The organism is Caballeronia glebae (genome assembly GCF_001545035.1).
GTDB classification, from domain to species: domain Bacteria; phylum Pseudomonadota; class Gammaproteobacteria; order Burkholderiales; family Burkholderiaceae; genus Caballeronia; species Caballeronia glebae.
The window spans coordinates 40,665-56,877 of sequence record NZ_FCOJ02000049.1 but is presented as its reverse complement, the minus strand read 5'-3'; the positions used below and the strand labels follow the sequence as shown (position 1 = coordinate 56,877).

The 16,213-nt window shown below is 61.1% G+C and carries 13 protein-coding genes and 3 pseudogenes; 5 read left to right on the top strand and 11 right to left on the bottom strand.

The features are described from left to right. Positions 1-495: 495 nt before the first annotated feature. The 7 genes from AWB82_RS27155 to AWB82_RS27125 form a co-directional block, all read right to left on the bottom strand. Positions 496-1,350 carry an NAD(P)-dependent oxidoreductase gene (locus AWB82_RS27155; RefSeq protein ID WP_235023457.1) on the bottom strand — a complete coding sequence of 285 codons (855 nt, stop codon included), beginning with the start codon at positions 1,348-1,350 and terminating at the stop codon, positions 496-498. A gap of 295 nt (positions 1,351-1,645) precedes the next feature. Continuing rightward, positions 1,646-2,344 carry a substrate-binding domain-containing protein gene (locus tag AWB82_RS27150; RefSeq protein ID WP_086972430.1) on the bottom strand — a complete coding sequence of 233 codons (699 nt, stop codon included), beginning with the start codon at positions 2,342-2,344 and terminating at the stop codon, positions 1,646-1,648. Positions 2,345-2,358: 14 nt separating this feature from the next. Continuing rightward, positions 2,359-3,042 carry a 4-carboxy-4-hydroxy-2-oxoadipate aldolase/oxaloacetate decarboxylase gene (gene ligK, locus AWB82_RS27145; RefSeq protein ID WP_086972429.1) on the bottom strand — a complete coding sequence of 228 codons (684 nt, stop codon included), beginning with the start codon at positions 3,040-3,042 and terminating at the stop codon, positions 2,359-2,361. Positions 3,043-3,044: 2 nt separating this feature from the next. Then, positions 3,045-4,070, bottom strand: a complete 1,026-nt coding sequence (locus AWB82_RS27140) for an amidohydrolase family protein (protein ID WP_086972428.1) — start codon at positions 4,068-4,070, stop codon at positions 3,045-3,047. 127 nt (positions 4,071-4,197) lie between these two features. Continuing rightward, entirely contained in the window at positions 4,198-5,196 is a 999-nt protein-coding gene (locus AWB82_RS27135; protein ID WP_235023458.1) for a porin, read from the bottom strand. Between the two features lie 162 nt (positions 5,197-5,358). After that, entirely contained in the window at positions 5,359-6,660 is a 1,302-nt protein-coding gene (locus AWB82_RS27130) for a dicarboxylate/amino acid:cation symporter (RefSeq protein ID WP_086972427.1), read from the bottom strand. Between the two features lie 96 nt (positions 6,661-6,756). Beyond that, on the bottom strand, positions 6,757-7,632 hold the full coding sequence (locus AWB82_RS27125; RefSeq protein ID WP_086972439.1) for an amidohydrolase family protein: 876 nt from the start codon (positions 7,630-7,632) through the stop codon (positions 6,757-6,759). A gap of 129 nt (positions 7,633-7,761) precedes the next feature. Here AWB82_RS27125 and AWB82_RS27120 point away from each other — a divergent pair, with 129 nt between their 5' ends. Further along, entirely contained in the window at positions 7,762-8,736 is a 975-nt protein-coding gene (locus tag AWB82_RS27120; protein WP_086972426.1) for a LysR substrate-binding domain-containing protein, read from the top strand. Positions 8,737-8,756: 20 nt separating this feature from the next. On the opposite strand, the pseudogene AWB82_RS27115 reads toward AWB82_RS27120, so the two are convergent. Next, positions 8,757-8,897 (bottom strand): annotated as a pseudogene (locus AWB82_RS27115) (beta-ketoacyl-ACP reductase); the annotation flags it as partial. Between the two features lie 83 nt (positions 8,898-8,980). On the opposite strand from AWB82_RS27115, the pseudogene AWB82_RS39245 reads away from it, so the two are divergent. After that, positions 8,981-9,246 (top strand): annotated as a pseudogene (locus AWB82_RS39245) (helix-turn-helix domain-containing protein); the annotation flags it as partial. A 220-nt stretch (positions 9,247-9,466) separates the two neighbouring features. Here AWB82_RS39245 and AWB82_RS27105 read toward each other — a convergent pair. Both AWB82_RS27105 and AWB82_RS27100 read right to left on the bottom strand, forming a co-directional pair. Further along, entirely contained in the window at positions 9,467-10,711 is a 1,245-nt protein-coding gene (locus AWB82_RS27105; RefSeq protein WP_086972425.1) for a porin, read from the bottom strand. A gap of 149 nt (positions 10,712-10,860) precedes the next feature. Continuing rightward, positions 10,861-11,610: pseudogene (locus AWB82_RS27100) on the bottom strand (AMP-binding enzyme); the annotation flags it as partial. Between AWB82_RS27100 and AWB82_RS27095 the strand changes: the two are divergent. Next, a complete protein-coding gene (locus AWB82_RS27095; protein ID WP_086972423.1) occupies positions 11,610-12,119 on the top strand; it encodes an MFS transporter in 510 nt (169 codons plus the stop codon). The pseudogene AWB82_RS27100 and the gene AWB82_RS27095 sit on opposite strands and share 1 nt — an antisense overlap. Positions 12,120-12,404: 285 nt before the next feature. Beyond that, complete coding sequence (locus tag AWB82_RS27090; protein ID WP_086972422.1) at positions 12,405-12,674, top strand: type II toxin-antitoxin system ParD family antitoxin; 270 nt, start codon at positions 12,405-12,407, stop codon at positions 12,672-12,674. Between the two features lie 686 nt (positions 12,675-13,360). Here the strand turns inward: AWB82_RS27090 and AWB82_RS27080 are convergent. After that, on the bottom strand, positions 13,361-14,707 hold the full coding sequence (locus tag AWB82_RS27080) for a PQQ-dependent sugar dehydrogenase (protein ID WP_086972421.1): 1,347 nt from the start codon (positions 14,705-14,707) through the stop codon (positions 13,361-13,363). 289 nt (positions 14,708-14,996) lie between these two features. Between AWB82_RS27080 and AWB82_RS27075 the strand changes: the two genes are divergently transcribed. Then, positions 14,997-15,848 carry a formate/nitrite transporter family protein gene (locus AWB82_RS27075; RefSeq protein WP_086972438.1) on the top strand — a complete coding sequence of 284 codons (852 nt, stop codon included), beginning with the start codon at positions 14,997-14,999 and terminating at the stop codon, positions 15,846-15,848. The last annotated feature ends 365 nt before the right edge of the window (positions 15,849-16,213 follow it).

Sequence of the window (16,213 nt, the reverse complement as noted above, 5' to 3'; positions counted from 1 at the left end):
GCGCAGGCATTGCAGTGCAGTGGATGGCCGCGCAATCCGCGAATCGGTGGAGTCGCGTTGATCGGCGGCACTGATTGTCTGACGTCCTTGACGTTCGTCTATATGGGGATCGTGGCGAGCGAGATGCCGTTGGCGCCGTTCACGGTGTGGTGATGCTGACCTCCATGGGCATGGAAGACACCTGCCAGGAAAGAAGCCATGCCCGGGAAAAGCGCGGCGCTCCGCTCAGTAAAGAAAGCACGCCACAGTTTCGTCGGCTTCTGGCCGGGTGCAGCCCGATGCGCTTGGCATACGTTGGCCGCAGTATTCCTTGAGCACCATCGGCGGCCGTGCGTCGAAGTCCGCATCTCAAGGGCGATGTGACGACTTTATTTCGCGTCAGGCAAACGCGTGCTGAGTCAGGCTCGCCCCGCTATCGGGCGCTCCGAAGTCCCGAGTTGACGAATTTCTGACTTCAGCGCTGTGTACCTACTTCGGGATATGACGTTCACCGCTTCAGGCAGGTTTTAGCAGCTTCCGCCATTCGGGCAGGCTGCCTTTCGGATCGAGCGATTCGACCAGGGGCGCGGCGCGTGATGCGAGTTCCTGTTGCACGTCGGCAATCGCGGTGGCGAGCGCGCTCGACATTCCCAATCCATCGAGCATCAACGCAGCTTCGCGCATTTCTTCGGAGCGCCTTTGCCCGTGCTCGACCACCCGTCCGATCAGATACGCCTCGTAGCCCGTATCCCAGCCTGCGCCAAGAAAGCTTACTGCGAGCGACGCCAGCACCCGGCCGTCCACGTCGAACTGCTTTGCCGCCAGCATCGACTGAACGCATAGCGCTTCCATGCCTTTGATCATGATGCTGCGGCACAGCTTGATGGCCGACGCCAGGCCAATGTCTTGCGACACGGCCTCCGTGCGCATACCCAGACTGTTGAGGATTTCCGCAGTTTGCTTGGCGAGGCGCCCACCCAGTAGCATCGGCACGCGCACGCCTTGTGGCGGGACCGGCGCCATCACCGCGGCTTCCACATAATCAGCGCCGTGACGTTCGATCTGCTCGCAGTTGCGCTGCTTGACGGCGGGCGATACCGAATTCAGGTCGATGAAGGTCTGGCCTGCCGTGAGATGTTCGGCCGATGCAGTGGCTACCACTTCGGCCTGACTTGCCGTGACGGCAGAGAAGACAAGTTGGGCGTCGCGCAATGCCGTCGCGAGGTCTTCGGCTACCAGCGCACCGCATTCGCGCGCCCGCCCCACAATCGTTGCACGCGTCGCGTCGTCTTTCAGCTTAATGTCGAAGACCGATACCTTACGACCGGCGGCGGTCAATGCCCGGGCAAAAAACGGGCCCGACTTCGCCAAAACCAACTATCGCGATGCGTGCAATGTGCTGAGTGCTGTTCTGATCCATGATGATAGTCTTAAGGGTGAGGTCGAATGTGTAGGCGCTGGTGGTTATTCGTGCGGTGAACGCTTTGGCGGCAGCCGCCCAAAGGCGGGTGAAATAGCCGTCGGACCTGCGGTCCGACTTCGCGCTAACGCGGCATTCAGATCGATCGCCGCAATGCCCGGCCGGTCCTTGTATAAAGGGTCGCGCTCAATGAGGGGGGCGCGGCTTTGTGCCGTCTCGACGTTGACCTTGTATAACGTGTATCTGCTACCTTACCTCTCCTGGTTCCATACCATGACGATGCTTGACGGAGTCAGCGTTGGAAGAGGTCACAAAGGTGAGGAAATCCTGCGCGACCTCATGCTGCTCAGACTCCGTGCATACAGCAGCCGAGAAGAGGGTGATGAACTGAATTTCTGGCGGCAGAGAGCCGATCACTTCGATCCCCGGCAAGTGCATCAATTCGCTCAGTTGCTGGAAGCCCAGCTCGACTTCGCCGCGCGCGACGAGCGCGCCCACCGGTACACCGGGCGGCGCCTGCACGATGCGCGGCGCCATGGCTTCAGCGATTCCCCATCGTTCAAACAGGCGGCTCAGGTGAACGCCGCTCGGGCCCGTCGAATAGCCGATGCTGCGTGCGGCCAGAACGGCGTCGCGAACCGCCGCCTCAGTACCGATCGCCGGCTGCGGCGTCCCGGCCGCCACCGCGATCGCAACGCCCGAACGCGCCACGTCGACCCTACTGCCCGGGTCGATCCGGCCGGCTGCGGCCAGCCGATCGATCGCGTCGGCCGCGAGCACGACAATATCGAACGGCTCGCCGTCTTGAACCCGCCGAAGAGCCGCCACGCCGGCGACCGATTCGATCGTCACCGCTTGCCCGAACCGCCGCTCGTACTCGGCGACGAGTTCGGCTAGCACCTGACGCGTCGCCATCGACGAGATGCCGGTGATTTGCTTGTCCATATTCGCTCCCCGAATCAGTCGACGTACCGCAGCCCGGCTTGTCGCAGCGGCTCGCGCATGTTGTACATATCGAGGCCGAGCACGCCCGAGGCCAGCTTGGCGCGCTTCTCGCCTTCGAACGCTTCGCGAGCGGCCGCTTTGTCGAGCACCTTCTGCGCCATCGCCGACGGCACGATGACCACGCCATCGTCATCCGCGACCACGACATCGCCCGGCGTCACGAGCGCGCCCGCGCACACGACCGGCACGTTCACCGAGCCGAGCGTCGCCTTGACCGTGCCCTTCGACGAGATCGCGCGGCTCCACACCGGGAAGTTCATCTCGGCCAGCACGCGCACGTCGCGCACGCCGCCGTCGATCACGAGCGCTCGTGCGCCGCGCGCCTGGAAACTCGTCGCGAGGAGGTCGCCGAAGAAGCCGTCGGTGGATTCGGTCGTGACTCCGGCCACGACGATATCGCCCGGCCGGATCTGCTCGGCCGCGACGTGCAGCATCCAGTTGTCGCCCGGTTGCAGCAGGACGGTGACCGCCGTGCCGCTCGTCTGCGCGCCCGCGTAGATCGGGCGCATGTAGGGCTTCATCAGGCCGACGCGGCCCATCGCCTCGTGAACGGTCGCCGATCCGAGCGCGCCGAGCTTCGTGGCGACTTCGCCGTCGGCGCGATTGATGTTGCGGTATACCACTCCCAGTTCAAACATGATCACTGTCCTTTCGTTTTGAGCGCCGCATCGAGGCGTGAATAGACGCGCCGCGCGTTGCCTTCGTAGATCTTGTAGCGCTCATCGGCATCGATGTGCGCCGCTTCGATATAACGCTTCGTGTCGTCGAAATAATTGCCCGTCTCCGGATCGATGCCGCGCACCGCGCCGATCATCTCGCTCGCGAAGAGGATGTTGTCGACGGGAATCACGCGCGTCAGCAGGTCGATGCCCGGCTGGTGATAGACGCAGGTATCGAAGAAGACGTTGTTCAGCAGATGGTCCTTGAGGAGCGGCTTCTTCATCTCTTGAGCGAGGCCGCGAAACCGTCCCCAGTGATAGGGCACGGCGCCGCCGCCATGCGGGATCACGAAACGCAGCGACGGGAAATCGCGGAACAGGTCGGAGGTGAGGCACTGCATGAACGCGGTCGTATCGGCGTTCAGGTAATGCGCGCCGGTCGTGTGGAAGCACGCGTTGCAGCTCGTGCTGACGTGGATCATCGCGGGGATGTCGTATTCGACCATCTTCTCGTAAATCGGATACCAGTAGCGGTCGGAGAGCGGCGGGCTCGTCCAGTGGCCGCCCGACGGATCGGGGTTCAGGTTGATCGCCACGTTGCCGTACTGCTCGACGCACTTCACAAGTTCCGGGATGCACGTCGCGGTATCGACGCCCGGGCTTTGCGGCAGCATCGCGGCAGGGATGAAGTGGTCGGGAAAAAGCTCCGCTACACGAAAGCACAGTTCGTTGCAGATCGCCGCCCACGTGCTCGACACTTCGAAGTTGCCGATGTGATGCGCCATGAAGCTCGCGCGCGGGCTGAAGATCGTGAGATCGAGGCCGCGCTCGCGCATCAACTTCAGCTGGTTCGCTTCGATCGACTCGCGCAGCTCGTCGTCGCTGATGTGCAGCTCGGAGACCTTCGGCCTCTCCGAAGGGCTCTTGATGCCTGCGATCTGGCGGTTGCGCCACGCTTCCAGCGCCTTGGGCGCCGTGGTGTAGTGGCCGTGAATATCGATGATCATGGTCGTTCGAATAAAAATTGATTACCGGCGCGATGTGACAAGTACCATGCACGCCCTCTTCCCTAATGACCCGTGTGCGGCTTTGAAGTCGCCCCGCGGGCGTACGTACCTTCATTCAAACCACGACTCAGAAGGTATGCCGTATACCCACGCCGTATGTGTTGCCGATCGGATGTCCACTCAACTGGTCAAGGGAATAGACCGCATAGATGTCAGTGCGCTTCGAAAGGAAGTGGTCGTATGCGATCGACGCTGTGTGGCGCAAACTATTGTCGACCGGGCCCGAGCGGCGCGTGCGCGCATATTCGGCGAGCAGGAAATCCGCTGGCGAGAACGGCACCGAAAGGCCAGCCTCGTAGGTATGCGTGCCTATCGGCATGCTGACGTTGCTTGTGATCACTGCTGCGCCAAAGAGCTTCACGATTTTGAAGTCGTACGCCGCACCTGCGAGATACGCATACTGCGCCCCGACCGGGCCTACCTGCGTGAAGCGCACGCGTTGCGCGGACAGGACCGCGGTAAGGGCGCCGCCGGTGTAGCTAAGATGCAGGCCGAGATTGCCGATACCCGGCGATCCCGCCACGCCACCTAGCCCGTAAATGACCGTCGCGCCGATTCCGGCGTATGACGGGCTCGTGTATTGCGCGGTGTTGTTCCAGACGGTATCGCCGATAATCGAACCACCGTAACTTGTCACGAAAGTCTGCACGACCAGCGGCGAAAACACCACGGACGAGCCGAACGGATTGACTGCTTGCATCGCCACATAGGTGGGGTTGGTCTGCCTGCCGAAGGTCAGCCGGCCAAACGCACCTGTAAAGCCTACGTAGGCGTTGCGCGACCAGTACGGGTCGCTTGCGCTGCGCCCCTGTGCACCGGTGTTCGGTTGAAAGAAGCTCTCAAGGGCAAAGATCGCACTCACACCGCCGCCAAGATCTTCTTTGCCGCGAATGCCCCAGAACGACGTCGTAAGTCCGCCGCTCCCCATCTGAACCTGCGACTGCGCCATGTCGCTGCGCTTAAGACTGTCGATGTAGGTGCCGACGAGTCCATAAAGCTGGACTTGGGATCCGCCTTCCACCTGTGGCGCGATCTGCACCTGCGCGCCAGCGCTTGTCGCGCACAACGCAAAAGCAACGCAAGCGCTGGCCTGCAGGCGGGATCTCTTTGGCGCTGAACCCTTAGGACGTACGGTTCCCCTGATCTTCACGATCAGTCTCCTTATGTTTTGGTTGTGATTCGAGTTGGAGGGGCCGCTCGATTGGCAGCCTCCATGCGAAGCCGGGCTTTACACGACGATGTGATTCTTCATGGCGGCGTCGAGCTTGTCGCGGTCAAGTTCACGCTCCCAGGCGGAGACAACCAGCGTGGCGACGCCGTTGCCGATCGTGTTGACGATCGCGAGCCCGGTGCCCATGAAGCGGTGAATGCCGAGGATCAGCACCATGCCTGACACCGGGATGACGGGAAACACGAGCAGCGTCGAGGTGAGCATGATGAATGCAGCACCGGCCACGCCGCTCGCGCCCTTCGAGGTGAGCATCGCAACTATGATCAGCGTCATTTCCTGCGTGAATGTCAGCTGGATATTGAAGGCTTGCGCGATAAAGAGGACCGCCATCGTCAGATAGATGTTGGTGCCATCGAGGTTGAACGAATAGCCAGCGGGCACCACAAGCCCCACCACCGGCTTGGAGCAGCCCAGGCGTTCGAGCTTTGCAAGCATCCCCGGCAAAGCCGCTTCGGACGAACTGGTGCCGAGAACAATGAGAAGCTCCTCGCGGATATAGCTCATGAAGCGAAAGATGTTGAAGCCCATCACCCGCCCGATACCGCCGAGCACGACCACAACAAACACAAAGAGCGTCAGGTAGAACGCGCCGATCAGCTTCAGGAGCGGCAAGACAGACCCGACGCCATATGTTCCGATGGTATAGGCGATCGCACCGAAGGCCCCAATGGCAGCCGTTTTCATGATGATGTGAACGATGCCAAAGAACACGTTGGCGATGCCGCCAATAAACTCGACCAGCGGCTTGCCCCGTTCGCCGAACGCGGCAAGCGATGCGCCGAAAAGCACTGAGATGAGCAGAATCTGCAGCACATTGCCCGTCACGAACGCATCCACCACGGTGTTCGGGATGATGTGCATGAGGAACTCAACGGTGCTCTGCTCATGCGCCTGGGTCGCGTAGCCGGACAGCGCGGAAGCATCGATCTTTGATGGATCGAGGTTGAAACCAGCACCCGGGCGCAGCAGATGCCCTGCCAAGAGGCCGATTACCAGCGAGAGCGTCGAAACCACCTCGAAATAGAGCAGCGCTTTGCCGCCGACGCGCCCGACCTTCTTCATGTCGCCCATGCCCGCGATGCCCGTAACAACGGTGCAGAAAATGATTGGGCCGATCACCATCTTGACGAGCTTAATGAAGGCATCGCCGAGAGGCTTCATCTGGACGGCGAGTGTCGGAGCGAAGTGGCCGAGCAGCACGCCGATCAGGATGGCGGCCAGCACGTGCACGTAGAGCTGGCGATAAAAGGGGACGCGCTGACGCGGAGTTGTTTCAGGGGATGAAGTGGTGGCATTCATCGCGGCTGCCTCGCGGCAAAACTAACGCGCGAACGAAATTCGGCTTGCGTCATGCTTGTCTCCGTTATGTTGTCTCGCGGCCTTTCTGACCGCCTGTTATTTGCTGGGGGCGAAATCGTAAAGTCGTTCGGGGTTCTCGACCAGGATCTTGCGGATCAGCGCGGGATCCTCGCAAATGCGAAACAGCAGATCGACCAGCTCACCGTCGTTGGGCATGTCCTTGGAGATGTTCGGATGCGGCCAGTCCGTGCCCCACAACACACGATCCGGGGCGGCGTGAACGAGTGCCCGCGCGAAGGGAATCGCGTCGTCGAAAGGCCGTTTGCCCGCCGAGACTCGTTCTGAGCCGCACACCTTCACCCATGCGAGCGGATTGCGCATCAGTTCCAGCAGTTGCCGGAACGGCTCCTGATCCAGACCCGCTTCGGCGCGCACGCGGCCCATGTGATCGATCACGAATGGCACCCGAATCCGCCCGATGAGATCGGCGTATTTGACAATGTCCTGCGCGTCGAGGTGGAGCACGACATGCCAGCCGAGCGCTTCGATCCGCCGCAGTACGCGGTCGAATACGTCCAGATCGGGCGCTCCACCCAGATGGGCGACGAAGTTGAAGCGCACGCCGCGCACACCGGCGTCGTTGAGCACCTTCAGCGTGTCGTCAGTGACCGCGGCATCGACGATGGCAACGCCCCGGTATCGCCCGTTGCCCCGGGCGATCGCATCAAGCATCGCGGTGTTGTCGGTGCCGTGGCAGCTCGCCTGCACGATCACGCCGCGCTTGACGCCCAGATGGTCGTGCAGGGCCACCAGCGATTCGAACGGCGCGTCGGGTGGTGTGTAGCTGCGATCTTCAGCGTACGGGAAACGCTCGGCGAGGCCGAACACATGACAGTGGGCATCGCACGCGAGCGCGGGCAGCGCATGCGCGGGTCTGACCGGGTTCGGATCTGGCGGAAGGCAGGACTTCATGATTTGTTCGCGCTCCATTGAGACATTTCGTGACAGGACAACCGATGAGGCACATTGTGACGTTGCGGGTTACTCCATACAATCGACATAGTCGACTAGCTGATATACGATTCTTGTATAGGAGCTGAAATGGAACTGAAACAGCTGGAAGCCTTTGTGCACGTGGTCGAGCTGGGGAGCTTCACGCGCGCGGCCACCATCCTCGATACCAATCAGCCGACTTTGAGCCGTCTCGTGCGACAGCTCGAGGTGGAATTACGACAGACCCTGCTCGTGCGGCACGGGCGCGGCGTCATAGCAAGCGATGCGGGGCAAATCATCCTGGGTCATGCGAAGGGGATGCTGTTGCAGGCCGAGCGCGCGCGGCACGATCTCCGGCAATTGAAGGGGACGGTCAGCGGACACTTCAGCATCGGGCTTGCGCCGAGCTTCGCAAAAGTCGCCACGCAGGAGTTGATCCGGCAGTTCAGGCAGCGGTTTCCTGATGCGACAATCTCGGTGGCCGAGGGGCTTTCCACTTACCTGACAGAGTGGCTGATGATGGGCCGCATCGATGCAGCCGTGCTTTACGACACTTCGCTCACCGCACTCATCGAAAAGCGCGCGGTGTTCGAAGAGGAACTATTCCTGATCGGCATGCCAGGCGGTGCGGCTGATCAGGCGCCGAAGCAGATCCGCCTGAAGGACATCGCGCGCTATCCACTCGTCATTCCCGGGCGCATGCATGCGCTGCGGCAGATCGTCGAAGCGCGAGCGGCCGAGGAGGGTGTCAAACTCACCATCGCGCTCGAGGTGGATGCAGTGGGGGCGATCCTCGACCTCGTATGCGAGGGATATGGGTACGCGGTGTTGCCCATCAATGCGCCAGCCACCGATCCGCTCAAGCGCCCGTTCTCCGTTACGCGCATACGGCGACCGACGCTGCACAGTCGTCTCACCATCGCGACGAGCAGCCAGCACACCTTGTCACATCTGGCGACGGAGGCGATCGGCCTGATCGAGACCGCTGTGCTCCCGCTTTACACTGCCGACCGCAACGCTGGAGTAAAGCAAGCGGATGGAGCCGTCTTACGATCCACCGACCGCCTCGCTGGGCGGCGGTGACCCTCAAGCTGTCGCAATCGTCAGCCCATATGCAGGCCGCCGTTCAGCGAGAAGTCCGCACCGGCCGAGAAGCCGGACTCTTTCGATGCCAGCCACGCCACGATCAACCCGACCTCATCCGGACGGCCGAGACACCGCACCGGAATCGTCACGACGATCTGGTGCTGGTGCAAAGTTTTTTTGGGGCATTGCAAGGGCGGCCTCAAAAGCGAGGTGCAACACTTATTTCGTATAAGGTGTTGCAATGCTCGACGAAACTACTTCATACCAGCATCTTCGACCTGAGACGAACGCCTTGCCATCGCAAGCCTACGACAGCAGGATGTGAGCATTCGGGCCATGGCCCGAATGCTCGGGCGCTCGCCGTCCGCCGTGAGCCGTGAACTGACGCGAAACAGCTCTCCTACTGGCTATTCATCAGTGCCAGCGCAAGCGCTGTGCACCGCCCGCCGTAAGGCTGGTCGCGGCCGCCCCGCCAAGCTTTGCATGCAACGCGTTCGCTGGCGGGTGCCTCAGCGATTTAGCCCCGCGAACTCGTAGCTTTTCTTTTTGCAAAGTCGACCGCCATACGCGGGAGGGTCGCCTGGCGTTCTTGGCGTTTAACATAAAGGAATTCATTGATTTTCTGTGTGTAATCCTATGTTTATGCCGTATCAAAAAATGTGAACAACGAGGGGCCAACATCAGAGCTAAGTGGCCCGGGCTGACGTGGTGCCGAACAAGTAGGCGCTTAGAACCGGTGCCGCAGACCAAACCGTACGGCCAGTTGATGATTGTTCGCCGAAGCAGTCTGCCCGGATATCGATGCAACCGCAGACTGATTCAGCGAGTCGGTTCCGGACGCGTGCTGATAGACGACGATCGAATAGACGTCGGTGCGCTTAGACAGCAGATAGTCGGCACCGAGCGAGCCCTGTCGATAGATCGCACTGTCACGGCCATCGGCACCGCCGTTGTGCACGTAGCTGTAGGCGGTGCCCAGCAAAAATGCCGGCGAGAGCTGCCACCTGATGTTGAGCTCGCCGACATTGAACGTCGCCGTGCCCGAGTAGCCGAAGGGGTTCGGCCCCGACGTGGCGGTATCGCCGAGCCCGCGGAACTGGACATTCGAGTACGTGGCGCCGAGCGTGACCGGGCCAAGTCGCCACGCGCCTCCGGCGGCGGCGATCTGCAGCGTGCTTGCCGACGCATAGCCCGCATACGCGGGATTCGACTCCGGCGACGTCGCGCTCCCGACGGACCCCGTGTTCATGGAGGCGACACTCGTGCCCGCCGAGGGATTGCTGCCGTAGAACGACAGGTTAGGATTGCGTGCGTTCAGATAGGCGGCTCCGAACGTGAAGGGCCCGTTGGCGTAGCCGAGCCCCGCCGACCAGATCTGCTGGTGCCCGACGCTGCCGGCGACTCCGCCGAAGCTATACATCGCGCCGAGGGAGAGCCCCCGGTAGTCCGGGCTCGTGTATTTGACCGCGTTATTGATGCGGCGCGTATGCAGGAAGTTGTCAACGTCGCTTGCATGACCGCTGATGTAGCCCGCCCACTGTGTGCTTGCGGCGAGCGTGCCTACCCGAGTGGCTATGAAATCGTATTGTCGTCCCGCGGTCACCGTGCCGTAGGGCGACGCGAGACCCACATAGGCCTGGCGACCCATCTCCGCGCCTCCTTGTCCGAGCGCACCGTTATTGATCGTGAACCCGCCTTCCAGTCGGAACACGGCGCGCCAGCCGCCGCCCAGTTCTTCCGTGCCGAGCAATCCCCAGCGGCTGCCGTTCTGCCCGCCTGTTGAGCCGTCTTCGAGCGAATACTTCGATCCTCCTTCGAGCTTCCCATCGTGACGGCCGGTTTGTGCGTTGCTCAAATAGTTGACGCCCGCATCGAGCAGACCGTAGAGCGTCACGGTGCCCTGAGCAAAAGCTGGTGTGCATGCGAACGCGAATACCGCGCAAGCGCCGCCCATGAGAATGGCTGGCCTCATCGTCTTCTGTGTCTCCTGTCTTTTTTGTGACGAACTTTCTTGATGATTCGCATCTCGCGCCAATAGAGAACCATCTATGGAATCCGAAGGGGGTGCGCCTTGCATTCGATCATGTTCGAATCTGACCGCCGGCCGCACCTAAACATCGCTTATGCGACTCTTCTGTGCTGACCGTGCCAGTAGCGCTCTCTGACGTCCTTACGGGCGAGCTTGCCGTTACCGTTCTTTGGCAATTCGGCGACGAATTCGACTGAGCGCGGCTTCTTGAAATCGGCGAGGAGGCCCTGGCAGTGGCGGATCAGATCGTCAGCGCTCGCGTGGCATCCGCCCCGCAGGACGACGACGGCCTTGATGGCTTCGCCCCAGGTTTCATCGGGCACGCCGATCACGCAGGCTTCATAGATCGCCGGGTGCTGATACAGCGCCTGCTCGACTTCTGTCGGGTAGACGTTGAATCCGCCCGAGATAATCATTTCCTTCTTGCGGTCGACGATATAGATGTAACCGCGGTCATCCATGCGCGCGAGATCGCCCGTATGCAGGCGACCGTCGCGCAGCGCGGCCGCAGTGAGCTCAGGCTCGCGCCAGTAGCCGGCGAACACGTCCGGTCCGCGCACGACGATTTCTCCGGTGTCGCCGGGCGGCAACGCGCGCCCCTCGTCATCAACGACAAGCACCTGTGATTCACCGAACGGCCTGCCGCACGATGACAGCAGGTGCGCTTGACCCTGCTCGATAGCGAACCGGTGATCCTCCACGCTAAGCGTCACGAGACCGCCCGTCGTCTCGCCGGCGCCGTAGCCTTGAGCGAGCACCGGCCCAAGCCGCTCCCACGCCTCGGTGATGAGCGCGGGCGCCGCTGGCGCGCCACCATACGACAGATGACGCAGCGAACGAAGTGCACGCGCTCGACCTGCCGCATGTCGGCCTGTACGCGGCCGTGCCCGGCGTCGCTGGCGTTCTTGGAATGCTGACGGGCGGATGGCTCGCCGACGCCTGGTTCGCCGAGCGCGAAAAGCTGTTGCTGATTGGCGCGGTCAGCGTGAGTACGGCATGCCTCGTCGTCATGCTGAACGTCTCGCTGCTGCCCGTCGTGCTGTTATGTCAGGCCCTGATCGCCTTCTCACTAAAACTTGGCTTCATCGCGGTGTGGTCGCTGCCATTGAAGTTCGATGACACCGATGCGAGCGGCTCGACTGCAGGGGTCATCAACATGGGCAGTCAGCTCGCGGGCGTCGTCTCGCCTGCGGCAATGGGCTTCCTGATCGCGGCGAGCGGAGGACAGTTCACCGGCGCATTCATGTTCCTCATCGGCTGCGGCGTAGTCTGCATCGCGATCGCGATAACGCTGCGCGGCGCCGCAGCGACAAGATCGACGGAGGATCTCGCCATTGAGCAGACTCAGTGAAACGGACGGTCCGCCAAAGGCGTTCTCGCTCCAGAACCAAGCTTCTGAAACCACGATCAGTCGAGAATGTAAGCCCTTCCCGAGTGCACTTCGGGATTCGATCTCTCATCGTGATCGCGAACATGAGCGGGCGCACGCCAATCAACCACACGCAACGCGCTTCTGTACATATCGCCGACAAATCCGCCCCATTTCTACCTCAGCCGTTGGGAGCCGGAAGGCCGCTCGTAGTTGCGCCCGAGGGCGGATGCGAATAGGATTAAATCCTACTGACCGGAGGCTGCCATGAGAACGACGCAGCAGATGAGCATCACTTTACCGAACGAGATGGCCGAGTTCGTCCGCACAAAAGTCGCAAGCGGCGACTACGCGTCTGACAGCGAAGTGCTGAGAGATGCGCTTCGCGTGCTCCGCGAGCGTGACCGTGCCATTGAAGCATGGTTGCGAAGTGAAGTGATTCCTGCAGCGCAGGCACTCCGCGACGATCCAAGCCGTGCGCTGTCAGCCGACCACGTACGTGCCGAACTGAAAAGATCTCGCATGCGCCACGAATGAATCGGCGCGTCCAGTTTGCGCCTGAAGCTCTCGATCAGTTGCGAAGACTTGAAAAGCGCATCGCGGATGCTGGCGCTCCGATGACGGCAGAACGATACGTTGATCCGATCGTTGATTTCTGCATGATGCTCCAGACATTCCCGGCGTGGTGTCGCACGTGACGACCTGCTGCCCGGAACGTTGGAGATGGACGTTGTCTCGATCGTTGGTGTTTTCTACGGCGGCCAAGATTACGAGGCGGCGCTTGCCCCTGATGATGACCAGTAAAGCACGCTGATAGGCGGCGAATGACGGTTGTCGATGCGAACGGAACTACCGAAAATTTGTCATAAATGAATCTAGCGCATTCGATAAGGTATCGATATTATCGACCGACTCGATAGATTAACTCCCTCGTTCTCGACGCAACTCTTTACACCGACGTTGCCGGTTTCATGGTGCGTTGTGGGCAGAGGGTTGCTGGTACGGCCCTTCAAGATCTTTCACGGCCGGGTGAACACGATTTCCGGCGTGAAACATCCTCCCAACGCGGCGCACAGCAAGACGATGAACAATTTCTTCATGTTTGCTCACTTGCTCGTGACGCATTTTCGCGCCATTCGTTCGGTCCGGTCAGCCGGGCACTGACGGCCACTACTATCTCAGGTCACGTCGTGGATATCGGCCACAAGCGACCGTGAGTGGCTTCACTGAGCCACCGGCGGCGAGGCCGTCGATGTGGCCTGGTTGCGTGGTGCGACCCGCCAGACGGCGTTACCGACGTCGTCAGCCACGAGCAAGGCGCCATCTGCGTCCAGTGCGACGCCCACGGGCCGGCCCACAGCGTGGCCATCTGCTAACAGGAAACCGCTCAGGAAATCCTCGGGTGCGCCGGCGGGCTGTCCATCGACAAACGGAACAAACACCACCTTGTATCCAGAGCGCGGCTTGCGATTCCATGATCCGTGCTGGCCAACGAACACGCCTCCGCGATAGTGAACCGGAAACACCGTCCGGTCGTAGAAAACCAGACCCAGCGAAGCCGTATGATTGCCAAGGGCATAATCAGGAACGATGGCCTTTTGAACCATATCGGGACGTTGTAGTTTGACGCGGGTGTCGACATGCTGCCCGTAGTAGCTGTACGGGAAGCCATAGAACGCTCCCTCTTTCACGGCGGTCATGTAATCCGGAACAAGGTTGTTTCCGAGCTCATCGCGCTCGTTTACTGCCGTCCACAGTGCGCCGCTGTCAGGTTGCCATGCGAGTCCATTCGCGTTGCGCAGACCTGTAGCATAGGGTTTCAAACGGCTGGTATCGACATCGAACTGAAGGATTCTCGCTCGCCCTTTTTCCGCGTCGATTCCATTCTCCCCGGCGTTGCTGTTCGATCCGACTGTGATGTAGAGATGCTTGCCAGAGCGATCGGCAACGACATTTTTCGTCCAATGATGGTTGATCGGCCCGGCCGGTAAGTCGGCGACCTTGACCGGGGCGCTCGTTATCGCAGTAGCCCCCGTTACGTAGTCGAGTCGCAGCAACGCGTCTGTGTCAGCAACGTAAAGATGGTCGCCAATAAGCGCCATCCCAAAAGGCGAATGTAAGCCTCTGAGAAACACAGTTTGTATAGGGGCGACGCCCGCGCCATCCGTTGCACGCAAGAGCACGATGCGATCGGGGCTCGGCACGCCTGAACCCGCGCGCTTCATAACCTGTCGTCGAATCCAGCCGAAAATCCCACTGCCTTCATCGTGTTCTTGAGGTGCGTCGCTTTCCGCTACCAGGACGTCACCATTGGGCAAGGTATAAAGCCATCGCGGGTGGGCCAGACCGCTGGCGAACCGCGTTACGACAAAACCCGCGGGAGCGGTGGGCAAGAATCCGACGGGGCGCGCTTCAGTCGGCGCGATGTTCACCATCGGAATCAGCTTAGATTCCGGAGCGGGTAGGGACGGCGTCGCGCCGAAGCCTGTATCGCTTGAGCTTGATTGTCCGATCGCGCAGGCGGCCAAGGGCAAAGCCAACGCCACAGCAAGGTGATTCGACAGGCGCATGCGGAGTTCCAAGAAGACGGCCGAGCCAAGAATGGCTGCTCCTTCGCAAGAAGCCTGCCTGGCAGGTGCCCGCCCCGCTGCCGAGTCGCACCAGCGGGGGTGCCATCGAAGCAGTCCTTTCGCAGAATTCGAATTGCTCGCCTTCAATGTGCTTTACCCAGTCGCATCGTCGACGCGTTGGCAAAGCGCGCAGGCATGCCTTCCCACGCTCAGGCATTGTTCCTGCTCGGTGCCGGCACCGCCGCGCCTTCGTGCCGAACAACGAGGCGGTTTTTGGAGAAAAATGCTCATGCCCGAACCGCAGGCCGGCGCCGACTCGCCGCACCTCGACGATGAACAGCGCGAACAAGCCGCCGATCATGCATCGCCTCATCCGCTCGTCATCCATGAAGTCGTGCGCGAGGAAGGTGAGACCGCCATGGAGCGCACGGCCTCGGCACTCATGTGGTCCGCGCTCGCCGCCGGTCTGTCGATGGGTTTTTCGTTTCTCGTCCAGGCCATTCTCCAGAGCGCATTGCCGGAATCGAGCTGGCGTCACCTGATTTCGAGTCTCGGTTACACCATTGGCTTCGTGTTCGTGATCCTGGGCCGTCAGCAGCTCTTCACTGAAAGCACCTTGACGGCGGTGCTACCCGTGCTCACGCGGCGTGATCGCCAGACCGTCGGCAAGACTTTGCGCCTCTGGGCGATCGTTCTGTTCTTCAATCTCGTTGGCACGACCATCTTCGCGGCGCTGTTGCAGTTCAAGGGCGTGTTTGGGCCGGAGGTCATGGCGGCGCTGGCCGACGTGGCGCACGCGCCGTTTTCGGCCGGCTTCGGTGTCACGCTCGTGCGCGCGGTGTTCGCCGGCTGGCTAATCGCGCTCATGGTGTGGCTGTTGCCGAGCGCCCGTTCGGCACGCGTGCTCACCATCCTGCTCGTGACCTATACGGTGGGCCTAAGTAAGCTGACTCATGTAATCGCCAGTTCGGCGGAGGCGGCTTTTGCGGTGATGAGCGATGCTGCGAGCATCGGAGAATACTTCGGCGTTTTTTTGCTGCCGACGCTCATCGGCAACATGATCGGCGGTATCTCGATGGTGGCGATCGTCAACCATGCGGCCATCGCGCCTGAGATTCAGGACTCGCAGCGCGGAAGTTGAGCGCGGCGCGCAGCGGCGGGCAGTCTGGGCTCGAATCGAGGTGTTGATAAGGAAGGGTTCAACGACTCCTTGCTGACGGCACTGGGTACGACCACGAGAGGATGCGAAGCGAGCAGCAGGGCATCCCCGACCTTTTGCTGGTTCGGAATGGCAGCGACCGGATTCAGCCAACGAGGGTTCTGTACGTCGGAGTGCTCCACGACCTCGATGGGAGCCGCTGCCATTCGGCTGCATGCGCATGCTTCCACGGCACGGATTAAGAAAACGCATGTTCGAAACGCAAGAGGACTGCCGGACCGTGATACAAAAGCGACCTATGCCGTAGGTGTGCCCGTGGACACAACCATAGCGTGCAAATGATGCCG